The 14606-nt window shown below is 72.6% G+C and carries 12 protein-coding genes; 7 read left to right on the plus strand and 5 right to left on the minus strand.

Translation table 11 applies throughout. The features are described 5' to 3' along the window. Positions 1-18 precede the first annotated feature (18 nt). Positions 19-1656 carry a methylation-associated defense system protein MAD7 gene (gene mads7, locus PH189_RS11605; protein ID WP_417281526.1) on the minus strand — a complete coding sequence of 546 codons (1638 nt, stop codon included), beginning with the start codon at positions 1654-1656 and terminating at the stop codon, positions 19-21. After that, positions 1653-5441, minus strand: coding sequence for a protein kinase domain-containing protein (locus tag PH189_RS11610; protein ID WP_274188938.1), 3789 nt, complete (start codon positions 5439-5441; stop codon positions 1653-1655). The genes mads7 and PH189_RS11610 overlap by 4 nt, the downstream gene beginning before the upstream one ends. A 243-nt stretch (positions 5442-5684) precedes the next feature. Between PH189_RS11610 and PH189_RS11615 the strand changes: the two genes are divergently transcribed. The 4 genes from PH189_RS11615 to PH189_RS11630 are packed head-to-tail and all read left to right on the plus strand — an operon-like array spanning position 5685 to position 7058. Further along, positions 5685-5891, plus strand: coding sequence for a YdeI/OmpD-associated family protein (locus PH189_RS11615; protein ID WP_274188939.1), 207 nt, complete (start codon positions 5685-5687; stop codon positions 5889-5891). 10 nt (positions 5892-5901) lie between these two features. Continuing rightward, on the plus strand, positions 5902-6201 hold the full coding sequence (locus PH189_RS11620; protein ID WP_274188940.1) for an antibiotic biosynthesis monooxygenase family protein: 300 nt from the start codon (positions 5902-5904) through the stop codon (positions 6199-6201). A gap of 18 nt (positions 6202-6219) precedes the next feature. Continuing rightward, positions 6220-6528: a DUF6092 family protein gene (locus tag PH189_RS11625; RefSeq protein WP_274188941.1), complete on the plus strand. Its 309-nt coding sequence runs from the start codon at positions 6220-6222 to the stop codon at positions 6526-6528. Further along, a complete protein-coding gene (locus tag PH189_RS11630) occupies positions 6525-7058 on the plus strand; it encodes a nitroreductase family protein (protein ID WP_274188942.1) in 534 nt (177 codons plus the stop codon). Before PH189_RS11625 ends, PH189_RS11630 begins: the two co-directional genes overlap by 4 nt. Here PH189_RS11630 and PH189_RS11635 read toward each other — a convergent pair. Further along, the gene (locus tag PH189_RS11635) at positions 7055-9316 is read right to left on the minus strand and encodes a M20/M25/M40 family metallo-hydrolase (RefSeq protein ID WP_274188943.1); all 2262 of its coding nucleotides are present in this window, start codon (positions 9314-9316) and stop codon (positions 7055-7057) included. The genes PH189_RS11630 and PH189_RS11635 overlap by 4 nt on opposite strands. A gap of 136 nt (positions 9317-9452) precedes the next feature. Here PH189_RS11635 and PH189_RS11640 point away from each other — a divergent pair, with 136 nt between their 5' ends. From PH189_RS11640 to PH189_RS11650, 3 genes are read left to right on the plus strand one after another with little or no spacing between them, the layout of a single operon-like run. Then, positions 9453-10277, plus strand: a complete 825-nt coding sequence (locus PH189_RS11640; RefSeq protein ID WP_274188944.1) for a mycofactocin-coupled SDR family oxidoreductase — start codon at positions 9453-9455, stop codon at positions 10275-10277. Further along, positions 10274-11161 carry an AAA family ATPase gene (locus PH189_RS11645; RefSeq protein ID WP_274188945.1) on the plus strand — a complete coding sequence of 296 codons (888 nt, stop codon included), beginning with the start codon at positions 10274-10276 and terminating at the stop codon, positions 11159-11161. The genes PH189_RS11640 and PH189_RS11645 overlap by 4 nt, the downstream gene beginning before the upstream one ends. Before the next feature lie 48 nt (positions 11162-11209). Then, positions 11210-12118 carry a vWA domain-containing protein gene (locus PH189_RS11650; protein WP_274188946.1) on the plus strand — a complete coding sequence of 303 codons (909 nt, stop codon included), beginning with the start codon at positions 11210-11212 and terminating at the stop codon, positions 12116-12118. Here PH189_RS11650 and PH189_RS11655 read toward each other — a convergent pair. After that, entirely contained in the window at positions 12111-13304 is a 1194-nt protein-coding gene (locus tag PH189_RS11655) for a DUF998 domain-containing protein (RefSeq protein ID WP_274188947.1), read from the minus strand. The two genes, PH189_RS11650 and PH189_RS11655, sit on opposite strands and share 8 nt — an antisense overlap. Positions 13305-13558: 254 nt before the next feature. Then, positions 13559-14518: an AraC family transcriptional regulator gene (locus PH189_RS11660; protein ID WP_274188948.1), complete on the minus strand. Its 960-nt coding sequence runs from the start codon at positions 14516-14518 to the stop codon at positions 13559-13561. Between the last annotated feature and the right edge of the window lie 88 nt (positions 14519-14606).

Consider the following 14606-nt stretch of genomic DNA (forward strand, 5'->3'; position numbering starts at 1 on the left):
TCATCGTGCGGGCTGCCATCAGGAGTCCCCCAAAGGATGACGGACGACCTGCACCGAGAAGTCGTCGGAGAGGCCGTCGAAACAACCGAGGAGCTGCAAACGGCGTTTGAACGCTTCCAAATTCGCGGCGGCCGCCGCGCGCGCTTCGGCCCCGTCGAGAAACTCAGGTGGTCGTTCGATCAGCAGACCAAAGCGGTCGCGCAGAGCGTCAATCACTTCGCGCAATGGCATGGCGGGGCGGGGCTCGTCGCGGTCGGGTCGAACGAAGACTGCGAGTAGCAGTGCAGTGAGCAGGTCGTCGCCCGGTGCGTAGCGCCAAGACCGACGGCTGCGGGGGGTGCCTTCGAGCAGACCATAGGGCTTCGCAATTCCGCCGACCGATCGAAACCAGGCGACAGAGTTCTTGGTCGCCCTCTCCTGGTTCACGAACTCGAGAACATCGAGCAGCTTGTCGACCTCGCTCCCGAAGCCGGCCTGGATATAGGTGAGGAAATCGCGCTCGGTTTCGGTCGTCGTGCTACCTGCCATCTCAGCCTCAGCGACGAGATCGTCTATTCGACCCTCGGCCCACGATTGGACGCGACGGTGGTCGCGCAGCTCGGCAAGCAACTCCAGCTGTTGAGGCCGCGCGGCTGCCCGGTGCCGCTCCTGCTCAGCGGGAAGGCGGGCAAGCGCATTCTCGACCAGGCCGAATGTCACACGATCGCGGAACGCGAGCCGGGCCCGGTCGAGATCGCGCTCGACGCAGCGCCGCGACAGGCGGGCAGACTCTCCTCCGCGATCACCGGTGAAGTCGCAGTAGAGCTCCAGGCGCGACGGTGCGTCCTCGAGCATGTCCGGCGGAAGCGCGCCGCTATCCAGGAGTTGCCGGGCCGCGCGGTCCACCCGAAGGCTGAAGCCCAATACGCCCAGTGCCAGGAGCGCAGCGAACCCCGACATGAGCGCCGGGACGGCGAGCCGCTCTCCGTAGGTGGTGACGTGTGAGAGCAGGGTGCGCCCGAGTGCTGCCGATACAGCTGGGAGCGGGCTATCAGCAAGGAGATCGCCCCGTTGGCGGGCGTCGCCCATCTCAATACCCTCCACGAAGCGCAGCTCCAAGAGGGCGCCGATGTCGAGATTGTCTGCGTCCTCGAGGTGCGGCTCCCAGCGCGGTTCGGGGCCCACGCTGAGCCCACGCCCAACCGTCCGGATGATGATTGAGCGCAGCTGCGCCGGCGGATTGTCGACGCCCCGCCGACGTAACTCGTCAACCAGCAGGGAGTACACGACCTCATCGATGCCGCGGTGGCGCTCGCGCCGAGTCGGAAGACCGGCCCTGTAGGCGGCGAGGGTCAACGGGGCGACGCCGAGCATCTGCTCGCCACTGCGGCTTCGCCCGACCGTGCCCATCTCCACGACGCACGAGCGCAGCCAACCGTCGAGCAATGCCTGGTCGTTCCGGGAGTCGAAGCCGACAACGCCCCCGCCGTCAACCAAGCGTTGGCGGTAACCCGCGAAGTCGGCGGCGTCAACGCGCGATCGGCTCGACCGCCCGCCCTTGACGCACAGTTCGAACAGGTGGGGAAGCAGCCGATCGGTGTCGGTATCGAGCATCGAGAACAGGGTGAGCGGCCGATACTGGTAAGTCCGGAGAGGTCGCGGCAGGGAGATAGTCACGGGGCCTCCCGTCGAATGCGACCGCCGGGAACGACCGCGGCGGTCACTGAGCGGCCCGACCCGTCGACGATGCGGACCCGCTGAGCCGGCTGCAGGCGCAAGCGGTCGCCGAAGCCCTCGATCTCCCGGCGCAAGCTCGCCGACGCCGTGTCGCCCAAGATCTCGCCATCGGCTGCGCGGAACAGCAGCTCGGCGGTGTCCAACGGTATGCGCAGCTGTGGGCCCGATCGGTGTCGGAGCACCAGCTGGTCCGGGAAGGACTCGACGTGAGGCGACGTGACCGTGCTCGTGGTCAGCGTGAACTCCTCAGGCGGCAGCTCCTTGACCACGACGATCGCGCGCGTCGCGGGGTCGTCGAAGGTCCGTTCACGCAAAGCCAGGCCCGGTTCGGCATATCCGGGAAAGGCGAGGACCCGGGATAAGCCCAGCAAGAGTGCCGAGACTGCGTCCTCGGGCGTGCGTAAGGCGGCAATATATGACCGCAGGTAGCGATAGCTGCGGACCTCAGGCTCGGCGCCGGGTGCAGGCCACAGGGCGAAGAACAGACGACGCTTGAGACTCCTCATGACCTCGCGCTCGACCGCAGACAGATCAGGAACGAGGTCACGGTCCGCCCGCGCCGCGCGGGCGACGCCTGGTGCAGGTAGTCGTGCTGGGTCGAGCTCGCTCCACTCGTCGACGAGGTAATCACCAGAGTGAGGGCTGAAAGCAAGGTCGGCGACGTGCCGATCTGCTCCGCTGGCCGGGTCCTGTCCCGCACCGTGCTCGCGGTGAACATCCGTGCAGGAACGGTCGCCGGTGAGCAGCCACGACAGGGCCGACCGAACGTCGCGAACGGTCGCGCGCCGCCGCCGACGCAGATGGCTGACGAGCAGGAGCTCGACGACGGCGTCGCGCGCCCCTTCTCGCCGCATCACGGCGACGTTGGCGCGTATTGGGCAGGCGGAGCGCGCCGTGCACCCATCACAAATGGCCCACCGACTGGGATCGGTGAACAGGTCGAGCACCGCGCCACCCAAACTCGGCCCCTGCTCAGAAGGCTGGGCCAGAGCTCGGCGCTTGAGGTCGACGAGCACGATCCGTCCCGTAGGCGCAGCCCCCTCGTGTAGCTGAGGGGCTAACGCGGAGGCGAGCCGTGGATAGGTGCCGCCGTGCTCGGAGAGGAACTGTGCGATTCGTCCGTCGTTGGCCGCCAGCAATACCGTGCGCGCCGGCGCTTCCTCGGGACAGCCGTCGAGTGCGGCCCGGATGAGGTCATCGGAGGTGAGTTCGCCATGGGATTCCGAGGCGTCGTAGACAGCGGCGAAGGTTCGGCCGTGGAGGGTTTTGCGCCATCCTGCGGCGTCGGCGGGCCCCTCGGCTCCCGCATGGTCGAGGGCCTCGCCGACGCGCACCAGGAAGGACGTCTTCCCGTCCCCTGGGTTGCCGCTGAGTACGACCACATCGAGCTCACCGGCGAGGACAGCCGGCAGGAGAACTGTGTCGAGTCGGGTCGCTGCGTATGTCCCGAGGGCGAACTCGTCGTCCATACCGCGGTTACCCGCGTTTCCACGGGCGCTGTGCCGGTACAGACCACGGAGCGCCTCGACAGTGGGGTTGACCAGTCGCTGCCCCATGGGCAGGCCATCCGAGTCACGCGCGTGCCGCACCCGCTCGGCGTAGGCAGCAGCATCGCCCGGGCGGTCCTCGCGGTCCGGGGCGACCCCGGCATAAAGCGCGCTGAGCAGGGCTGATCCGTAGCGCTGCACGTCTTCGGTTGTTGGGCCGACCAATGTGCGGTCGCCAGTGTCCGCGTAGGGGTAACGACCCAACGTGGCCCACAGCACGGTGACCGCAGCGCTGTAGACGTCGGCCGCTGGAGACCAACTCCGGCTCGCCCACACTTCCGGCGCTGTGAACGGAGGCGATCCGACCACGGATCGCGCCGCGTCCACCGGGGCCGCAAGCCCGAAGTCGATCAGCACCGCGCGGCCGTCCTCCCGGACGATCACGTTGTTGGGACTCACGTCGCGGTGGTAGATGCCCTGTTCATGAGCATCCGCCAGCCCAGTAAGCAGGTCCACGGCGATTCGACGGACCTGCTCGCGTTCCAGACGCCGACCCGCAGCGGTCGTGCCCTCGGCGAGAGAGCTCAGAGTCTGGCCCGGCACGTACTCCTGCACGATCACGCCAGGGCCTGGCTCCGGCAGCAGGTCATACACCCGTGCACAACAACGGCTCCGTAAACGGTCGCTGTGGGCGAACTCGGCCTGGGCCTGCTCGAACGTGACCCTGTCGGGACGTAGGTGCTTGAGTGTGCGCTCCTGATCGAGCTGCTCGTCCCTGGCGAGCCAGGTGACCGCCCAGGAGCCTTCGCCAAGCCGCCGGATGAGTCGATGGCGGCCGGCGATCAGCTCGTCCTCGGCCATCGTGGCCGAAGGCGACGTGGGCTGCGGCGACCGCTGCTCGGTGGCCGACGCCGCTTCCGATGCATCTGGTCGATTGGCGGGATCCAGGGCGAGGCACCGCGCTAGCGTCGCGCCAACCTCTGGATAGTCCTCGGCGCGTCGACGAGCAAGGTCGTGGTCCGGGTCATCGGCCGCGTCGCCGTGCAGCCACTGCACGAGGCAAAGGGCGAGGCTGTAGACGTCGTCCCGAGGCTGGGCGAAGCCGAGTGGAAGGCCAGGCGGGCGGAACATCGCGGACGGATGATCGTCGTCGAGGCCGACGGCGATGCTTTGTCCGTCAGCAATACGGGAGCGACCGAAGTCGCGAAAGCGGACCCGGCCCGCTGGAGTGACCTCGACGCTGCGCATCTGTAGCGCTCGGTGGGTGATGCCCTCAGCGTGGACGGCGCTCAGCCCGACGAAGGCGTCGTGCACGATGGCCACGCCGGCTTCAGCAGACACACGCGCGCTGCTGTCTGGAGCTGGTCGACCGGTGGCTGCAAGCTTGCCCAGGCTGGTGCCGTCCATCGCCACTACGACCGGCGTCACGGTGTAGCCGTCCCACTCGAACCAGCTCTGCACCCGCCAAGTGCGCTCCTTCGACGCGAGCGCTGCGAGTGCGTCGTGTTCGCGTGTCGCGAGGCGGTGGGCCTGCGCGGCATCTGGCGCTGCCGCGACCGGGACGCAGTAAAGGAGGACGTTCTCCTCCGTGGGAAGCACAGCCGGGTAGACGAGGACGTCGGCCCGACGGTCCGGAGCGCCGAGGATCGAGTACTGGTGGATGCGACTCGGGTGCTCGGTGTCGCTGCGGCGCCCAAGACCGAGTAGGTAGGTCATCAGGCGGGGCCGCAGCGCGGCCATATCGGTAGGGAACCGCGCGTCGCGCTCCTGCAAGACCTTTGAGGCTTCGGCAAGCCGGAGCACCACGTCCTCCCCGAGCTCACCCGCGCCCTCCAGCAAGAGGCGGTCGTGCGAGAGGACGACGTGCCCGAACACCGGTCGGTGCCCCCGAGGAAGGGCCTTCTGCGCAGCCGCCCATCCCGTGACGCGGTCGCGGAGCCTGCCTGCCAGCACCCTCGCGGCGTGCGCGGTCTGGCCGCTGGGGTCGGGTCGCCTCTCGCCCCCGACGTACCAGGCCACCTCGCCCGCGACGACGTGTGGACCCCAAGCCTTCTCTTCACACACGTAGACCGCGCGCTCGCCGACCACGATGAGGTCGATGTCAACCGCGCCCATGGCGCTGGGTAGCTGCCTCCCAGCTATCACGTCCCAGCCGTCCGGGAGCTCGTCGCGTAGCCGCTCGGCAGTCTTCTGCTCACCTGGCCCGTGCCACTCCGCCAAGACATGGAGACGTGCCATCAGCCCTCCCCCTGCGGCCGTAGGTCCCTGAGGTTCCGGCCGCCGCACGGCCTGTCCGGCCTCTGCCCGCGATCATCTCTGACGGGTCAGTGGCCGTCGTCACGGGTGCCCGTGGGGAGCAGCCGCAGCGGGATGGCAGGATCGGCGTGGGTAGAGCCTTGTGGTACTTGCGCGTACCTCTAAGCAATACACGGGGTCAGGTAGCCCCCGCCGGGCGCGCTGATCGACGACGTCGAGGACCTGGTGGTCCCGCCCGACCTCGCCGAGGCCTTCGACGCCCACCCCGGATCCCGCGCGCAGTGGGACGCGTTCAGCCGTTCCAAGCGGCGGGCGATGTTGTTCTGGCTGGTCGAGGCCAAGCGGCCCACGACCAGGAACAGCCGCGTCGCCCAGATCGCGGAGCGCGCGGCGGCGGGTGAGATCGCGTTCCCTCGGAGCGCAGGCGGGTAGCCGTGTCGTCATGATGACCGTCATCACCCACGTCACCCTCACGCCCGGCCGCGAGCCGGAGTGGGACGCCGCGATGCGCGACCGGCTCGAGACCGCCCGCGACAAGGAGGGTTGGGTGGGCAACCAGCTCGTCATCCCGCTCGACGCCCCCAACGAGCGCACGGTGATCGGCACCTGGACCACCCGCGCGGCGTGGGAGGCGTGGCACTCCGACGAGGCGTTCCTCGAGACCCGCGAGCGCATGGAGGGTCTGCAGGACGGGCCGAGCGACATGAACTGGTACGAGGTCGTCTCGGACGAGCGCGCCTGATCGCGCCAGGATGACGGGGTGACCGCACCCTGGGTCCTCGACGAGGACGACGCGCTGGAACTGCTCGCCTACCTCGTCACCGCGGCGAGGACCCAGGTGGACGAGGCCGCCGAGTACGGGCCGATGCGCCTGCTGACCGCCGCCCACCGCCTCGCCGAGGCGATGGGTCCGCGCGCCACCGAGGCCACGGCGGCGGCGCTCGGCGGCCCGCTGCAGGACATGCCGCTGCTCGCCGTCCCCCGCGGCGACCGCACCGCGTATGTCGAGCAGCTCGACGACGTCTGCCGGTCGCTGGCCGCGCACCTGAGCGCGAAGTACGCACCATGACCGACCCGGTCCTCGCTGCCATCCGCCGCCGGCGGGTCACCCGCGCCATGACCGACGAGCCGGTGTCGCGCGAGCAGGTCGAGACGATCCTCGACGCGGCGCGCTGGGCGCCGACCGCGGGCAACCGGCACCTCCAGCGCTACGTCGCCACGACCGACCCGGGCACGCTGCGGGTGCTGCGCATGGTGTCGCCGGGCATGATCGCCCGCCCGACCGCGGCCATCGCCGTCTGCGTCGACCACGGGCTCGCCGCCGAGTACGGCTTTCCGCCGGAGAACCGCGGCCCGTGGATCGACGTCGGCACCGCGACGGCGACGATCCTGCTCGCTGCCCAGGCCGTGAGGGTCGGCGCGGGACCGGTGAGCTCGTTCAGCCGGGCGGCCGTCGGCGTGGTGCTCGGTCTGCCCGGGGGCTGGACCGCCGAGCTGATCATCGGTCTCGGCCACCCGGCGCCCGACCAGCCGCGACCCATCAAGCCCGCGCGGCTGACGTGGCGCGATCTCACGCAGTGGGTGCCCGAGGACGTCTAAGGCACCGCGACCGCCCGCGACACGACCACGACGTCGCTGGAGTTCCCGCGGGCCTGCCGCAGCTCCGGCGGGCGGGGGGTGAAGCCCGGGACGGCGCCGAGGCCGAGGGTCTGGTCGTCGACGCGCAGCGCCACGGGCCCGGGGATCGCCACGTCCACCACGACGCCCTCGCGCCCGACGTCGTCGAGGCGCAGGTCCAGCGGGCCGGGACCGGGGTCCACCGAGACCGGCGGCCGGCCGGGATAGAGCACGGTGATCGGCCCGCCGCGCTCGCCGCGCAGGAACATCGTCGGCGCGCCCCGGGGCGAGCTCAGCAGCAGGCGCACGCCGGCGGGCGTCCGCTCGAGCACGGTGGCGACGGGGCCGGGGACGGGCAGCGGCGGCGCGGGTCCGGTACCGACGGGCCCGTCGCCGGGCCAGACGGCCAGCGGAGCACGCGCGCTCCCCGCGTAGCTGCGGATCCAGGGCGCCGGGGCCTCGTCGGCCGTCACCCAGCGGGCGTCGCCCCGGTCGGCGTCGACGACGTAGGCGAGGCTGCTGTCGTACGGGGTGCGGGCGTCGGGCCGGTCGAGGAACAGGCCGCCGGCAGCGAGGATCAGCACCCAGACGACCGCGAGGATCGGCAGCGCGTAGCCGCGCACCGCGCCGGGCTGCGGCAGCGCGGACAGCGCGGCCCCGATCGGCACGCCGACCAGCACGAACACCGCGAGGGCCAGGCCGTCGGACACCTCGGCGACGCCGTACGAGGCGACCGCGAACGGGATCAGCAGCGCCACCGCCGGCGCTGCGCCGAGCACCAGGAGCGGCACGGCGAGCCACAGCCGTTCGCCGGCGAGCAGGACGAGCGTCAGCCCCATCGCGAGCCCCACGACCGGCCAGGCCAGCAGGAACACGGAGCCCGGCGCCACGACGGCCAGCGCGGCGGCGAGCAGCGCCAGCACGAGCAGGGCGCCGGCGCACAGGGCCGCACCCCCGGGCCGGCGGCGCAGCAGGCTCACCACCAGCGTCGTCACGGCGAACGCGAGCACCCCGACCGCGATCTCGTAGAACAGCGGACGTCCGAGGAACGGGCCGGTGTCGGCGTACGCGGGCCGGATCGCGACGAGCGCGGCCCAGAACCCGACTCCCGCGGCGACGGCGGCGACGAGCGCCACGAGGTAGGTGAGCGCCCCGCCGAGGACGCCCGCGATCGTCGCCTTCCGCCGCGCCCGGGCCACGGCGATCAGCACGACCACGAGCAGCAGCGCCAGCCCGGCGACGGGCCAGGCCCAGAAGGTGGCGTAGGTGACGAGGTGGCCGAGCGCGGTGAAGTAGGTGCGGTCACCGGTGGCGGGCGCGCCGGAGGCGGCGGGGTCGAGCGGCGCGAGGTCCCGCTCCCCCAGGGCCCGAGTCAGCGCGAGGGCGTTGCCGCCGTGGTTCTGCACCGAGGCCGGGCTGAGGTTCGCGGGCACGTCGCCGGGGGTGTGGTACTGGTACGCGCCCTCGATGAACGCGGCGTTCATGCCCGGCCGGCCCGCGTCGAGCACGGGCGAGAGGTCGGTGTCGTTGGGCAGGAAGCGGTAGATCTCCACCTGCGACGAGTCACCGCGGGGATAGGGCACCGACCGCGCCCACGCGTCGACGAGCCCGGCGTTGCCCGGTGAGGTCTGGAACAGCAACGACGGCCCCTCGACGCCCCGGGCCTCCCAGTTGAGGACGACGGTGGGGCGGTCACGGGGCAGTTGCTCGCGCACCCACGCCCGCGCCCCGTGCAGCCCGGCCTCCTCGCCGTCGGTGAGCACGACGGTGACGTCGTTGCGCAACGGCGGTCCGGCCCGCAGGGCCCGCACGGTCTCGAGAATCGTCGCGACGCCCGACATGTCGTCGGCCGCGCCGGGCCCGGCCGCGACCGAGTCGTAGTGGGCCATGAGGACGACGGCACCGGTCGGGTCGGTGCCGGGGAGGGTGGCGACGACGTTCTCGACGCGCGCGGCCCGCGCCTGCCCCTCCTCGGCGGCGAGCGAGGCCGTCGCGTCGACCCGTGGCGCCAGCCCCTCGGCCCGCAGGCGCCCGACCAGCGCGTCCCGGGCCGCGTCCGACGCCGGGCTGCCGATCGGCCGGGGCTCCCGGGCGAGCTGGTCCACGGCGGAGACGGCGCGGTCGGCGCTGAAGTCGACGGGCGGGGCCGAGGCGGGCGCCGGGTCGGGCGGGCGCTCGAGGAGCACGGCGTAGACGCCGATCACCGCCAGCAACACCACGGCCAGGAGGCGACCCCACACGGCGAGCACCGTGCCGTACCCGGGAAGTACTCGCCAGCGATGAGCAACAAGATCGGCCGTCCGGCCGTGGCGTGATCGACGTGGTGTGGGTCACGGTGGAGGGGACACCGATGTCGAATGCTAAGGAGCCGCGAGCATGGGACAGCTCGACGGGAAGGTCGCCTTCATCACCGGGGCAGCGCGGGGGCAGGGACGCAGCCACGCCCTGCGGCTCGCGCGGGAGGGCGCCGACATCATCGGCGTCGATCTCTGCGAGCAGGTCGGCACCGTGCAGTACGCGATGTCGACGCCCGAGGACCTCGCCCAGACCGCGAAGGAGGTCGAGGACCTCGACCGCCGGATCGTGACCCGCCAGGCCGACGTGCGCGACAAGCGTGGGCTGCAGGAGGCGTTCGACGCGGGGGTCGCGGAGCTCGGCCGGGTCGACATCATCCTGGCCAACGCGGGCATCGCGAACCAGGTCGGCGGCGAGCCCGACGACGAGGAGCGCGGCTGGCAGGACGTCATCGACATCAACCTCACCGGCGTCTACAACACGGTGCGGGTGGCAGCGCCGCGGATGATCGAGCAGGGCGACGGCGGCGCGATCGTGCTGACGAGCTCCACCCAGGGCCTCTCCGGGCGTGGCGGCGACGGGGGCGGGGCAATGAGCGGCTACGCGGCCGCCAAGCACGGGGTCGTCGGCCTGATGCGGACGTTCGCGCACTGGCTCGCGCCGCACAGCATCCGCGTCAACACCGTGCACCCCACCGGCGTGAACACGCCGATGGTCGTGAACCCGCAGCTCGAGGCGTGGATGGCGGCGAACCCCGAGAAGGGCGACGCGCTGGCCAACCTGCTGCCGGTCGAGATGGTGGAGGCCGTCGACATCTCGAACGCGATCCTCTATCTGGTGAGCGACGCCGGGCGCTACGTCAGCGGCGTGACCCTGCCGGTCGACGCGGGGTTCAGCGTCAAGTGACGGACGACCTCGTGGGCGTCCGGGAGAAGGTCGCCGCGCGGGTGGTCGGCCGGGAGCGGGAGCTCGACCTGCTCCTGGCCGCCGTCGCGGCCGGGCGCGACGTGCTGCTCGAGGGCCCGCCGGGGACGTCGAAGTCGACGATCCTCGCAGCGATCACCGCGGAGTGGGACGTGCCGCTGGTGTTCGTCGAGGGGAACGCCGACCTCACCCCGACCCGGCTGGTGGGCCACCACAGCCCGGCCCGGGTGCTGCGCGAGGACTACTCCGCCGACACCTTCGTGCCCGGGCCCCTGCTCGACGCGATGCGCTCGGGCGGCTTCCTCTACGTCGAGGAGTTCAACCGCGCGCCGGAGGACACCCTCAACACCCTGCTCACGGCGATGGCCGAGCGCCGGATCGCCGTGCCGCGCGTCGGCACCGTCGAGGCCATGCCGTCGTTCCGGGTCGTCGCGACCATGAACCCCTACGACACGATCGGCACGACGCGGCTCTCGACGTCGGTGAGCGACCGGCTGTGCCGCCTCGCCGTCGGCTACCAGGACGCGGCCGCCGAGCGGGCGATCGTCGCGGTCCGCACCGACCTGGAGCAGCCGCAGCTGATCGCCGACGCGGTGGCCCTCACCCGGGCCACGCGGGAGCACGAGGCGATCCGGCAGGGCAGCAGCGTGCGCGGAGCGATCGACCTCGCGCTCGTGGTCGACCGCCTGGCCCGGCTGCGCGGCGACACCGATCCGTACGCGGACCTCGTCCTCGACGGCATGCTGCTCGCGCTCTCGGGACGCATCCACCTCGACGAGGTCGTGGAGGCGACGCCGGAGAACGTGCTGCGCTCGATCTGGGAGTCGTACTTCGTGCTCGACCCGGCGCGCGCCGAGCCGGGTTGAAAGCAGGTCGCAGCCGAGGGACCGGTCACCCGGCGGGCGAGGCGGCCGTTGCGCCGGAAGCCGAAGCAACTCAGCGAGGAGCCGGCGCTCTACGAGCGGGGCGGCGCGGGCGGCGGGCTCGTGCTCTCCGACGGCACCCGGCGCCGGCGTCGTCGCGACCGATCGGCCGGCGGCCCGACCGCGCCCGGGGCGTCCGACGAGCCCGCCGAGGTGGTGCCACTGGAGGAGCTGGGTGACCGCCCCGAGGACGCCGTCGCCCGCGAGCGCCTGCGGCGGATCGCCCGCCGGCTCGCCCTGCGCCGCCCCCACGAGGCGGACGCGACCGGGACCGCGGGCGAGCTCGTCAGCGCGCGGTGGCACGGCGCGGGCGACGACCTCGACCTGGACGCGACGCTCGAGGTGCTCGCCGCGAACCCGATGCCCACCGACGAGGACCTGATCGTCCGCGAGCGTCGTCGCAGCGCGCGGACGGTGGTGCTCGCCGTCGACGTCTCGGGGTCGATGACCGGGGAGCGCGCGCTGACCGCGGCCGCCACCGTCGGCGCCCTGGCCGGCGAACTGGGTCGCGACCGGCTCGCGGTGCTCGCGTTCTGGTCCGACGCCGCGGTGCTCGTGCGCCCCGGCGAGCGCGTCGCCCCGCTCGCGGTGCTCGACCTGCTGCTGCGCGTGCCCACCCGCGGGCTGACCAACGTCGCCTTCGCGCTCACCACCGCAGCGCGGATGGTCGGCGCGACGCGCGACGCGCGGGTGCTGCTGCTCTCCGACGCCGTGCACAACGCGGGCCCCGATCCCCGCGGCGTCGCCGCCCGGCTGCCGCGCCTCGACGTGCTGCTCGACGTCTCCGGTGAGCGCGACGTCGAGCTCGGTCGCGACCTCGCGCGCGCCGGCCGGGGTCGGTGCCGACCGGTGCGCGATCACACCGACGTCGCGCCGGCCCTGACGACGATCTTCACCTGACGGGCCGGTGCGTGAGCAGCGCCGCGGCCACCACGACCGGCCACACCGACTGCACCAGCATCACGATGCGCTGCGACGACCCGTACCAGGTGCCGCCGGTGATCAGCTGCACCGTGAACCAGGCCACGAGGACGGCCAGCACGACGACGACGGTCGCGGACCCTCGCCGCAGCCACGGCGGCGCCGACGGCGAGAACGCGAGCCCCAGCGGCCAGAGCGAGTAGGCCAGCCACGCCAGGCCTGCGGCCACCATGTGCACCGCGGAGTAGCCGCCCACCGGCTGGGGGTTCAGCGCCGCGACGAGCAGCATCACCCCGGCCGTGCCGAGGAGCACCCAGGCGGCCGAGGGCACGCGCGGACGCAGACCCGCCGCGACGAGCACGTGCAGCACGGCGGCGACGCCGAGGGTGGCCGCCATGATCCACCGGCTCGTCGCGGCGAGACCGGAGAGCGCGCTCAGCGACTGGTTCCACGGGTCGGGCCCTGGCCACGCGGACTGGGCGGCCCCGAGACCGACGACGAGCACCACCGGGGCGAGCACGGCGAGCGCGAGCGTCGTCCACCCGGCCCCGCCCCACGGGCGTCCCATGGGTCCGCGCCACGACGCGACCGCGACCCGGACCGGCCAGACCGTCTGCACCAGGAGGATCGCGCGCTCGGCGGCGCCGAGCCACGTGCCGTCGGTCCACGCCTGCGCGCACAGCCAGCCCAGGGCCGCCGCCATGGCCGCGAGCGCGACGGCCGAGTCCCGTCGCAGGCCGGGGTCGAGGCCGCGATCGGCGGCGAGCGGGACCGTCCAGGCGATGAAGGCGAGCAGGCCGGTGACCGTCGCCGTCATGTGGATCGTCGAGCTGCCGTGCGCCGGCTGGGCGGCCAGGGCGGCGACGACCACGGCCACGCCGCCGACACCCAGGAGCAGGCGTGCCGGGCGCGGAACGTGGCGCAGCCCGAGGGCCACGACCAGGTAGATCACGCCCATGGCGGCCAGGACCGTGGCCATGATCCACCGGTCGGTCGCCCCACGGCCGGCGAGCGTGCTGACGGTCTGCCCGACCGCGTCGTAGGTGCCCGGCGGCTGCACGGACTCCGCGACCAGCCCGCCGACGACCAGCAGGAGGGGCGCCGTGACGGCGAGCGCCACCAGGACCGGACCCCGCAGGCGCTCGCGAGGAGCCTCCGTGGTCACCACTGACATGCTCGGCCCCCCTTCCGCTCGTCTCGACGCGGCGACTACCCCATGATCTCGCGGCGGCACACCCACGCTGCACGGTCACCCCTCCGGTGCGCGCAGCATGAGCCATGTGGGCGGTCCGACACGGTTCGAGCGGAGCTCGGGCAGTGGCGTCCGGCGCCCCCGGAGATCACCAGTGCACCAGACACCCGGATCGCGCGTCCGAGGTGCTTCTCGCACTGCTGATCATCGCGAGGGAGCCCGGCGGATCAGCGACCCAACGTCGCGCTCGGCGTCTCGCCGAAGCGGGCGCGGTACTCGGCGGCGAAGCGGCCCGCGTGGGCGAAGCCGTGCCGGTGGGCGACGTCGGCGACCGTTGTGGCGGCACCCGGGTCGAGGGCGAGGAGATCGGCGCGCGCGGCGTCGAGGCGCCGTCGTCGCAGGTAGGTGACCGGCCCGACGCCGAACTCCGCGTGGAAGATCGTGCGCAGCGTGCGCTCGCTGACCCCGGTGAGCCGGGCGAGCTCGGGCGCCGTCGGCGGGCACGCGGGGTCCTCGGCGGCGCGCTCGAGGACGCGGCGCACGACCGTCGACGACACCGGCGGCGCGGGCGCGTGCAGGGCCTCGCTGAACGAGTGCGGGTGGCCGAGCAGCAGCGTCGTGCACACCAGGGTCTTGAGCGACGACCACACCCGCGCCGGCGGTCCCTCGGCGCCGGCGGCGGCGCAGGTGCTGCGGACCAGCTCGGCGGGCCCGCCCAGGGCGCCGCGGACCCGGGGCGCCTCGAGGTCGAAGGCCACCGGCCGCTCGGGCGCGCGCCCGAGCAGCGTTGCCAGCTCGCGCTCGAGGTCGTCCCGGGCGATCTTGAGCACGAGCAGCTCGAGGCCCGGGTCCCACTGCATCGTCAGCGGCCCGGACGACGAGAACACCGCGCCGGTCGTCCGGTCGGCACGCACGCGCATGCCCCGGTGCTCGGCGCGGAAGCCGCCGCGCGAGGGCAGGTGCACGGTGGCGAAGTCGTCGAGGGGATGGGAGCGGATCTCGACCTCGGCGCCGTAGGAGAACCGCAGCAGGCCCAGCCCGTCGCCCCCCACCCACCCGACGTCGGCGCGGAACGGGGCACCGCGGCGGTCGACCGTCATCCGGTGCCCGGTCATCAGCCGCTCGGTGCGCTCGTGGGCGTCCTCGGGGTCGTCGGTGCGGAACCCGCCCCGGAGCACTGGCGCCACAAAAGCACCTCCCTTCGCGCAGTGACCCAGACCACTGGGCCGGCGACCGGGTGTCAAGGCGCCGGAAGAGGACGTCCCTCGCCGGAAG

The organism is Actinomycetospora chibensis (assembly GCF_028737215.1).
GTDB classification, from domain to species: Bacteria; Actinomycetota; Actinomycetes; order Mycobacteriales; family Pseudonocardiaceae; genus Actinomycetospora; species Actinomycetospora chibensis.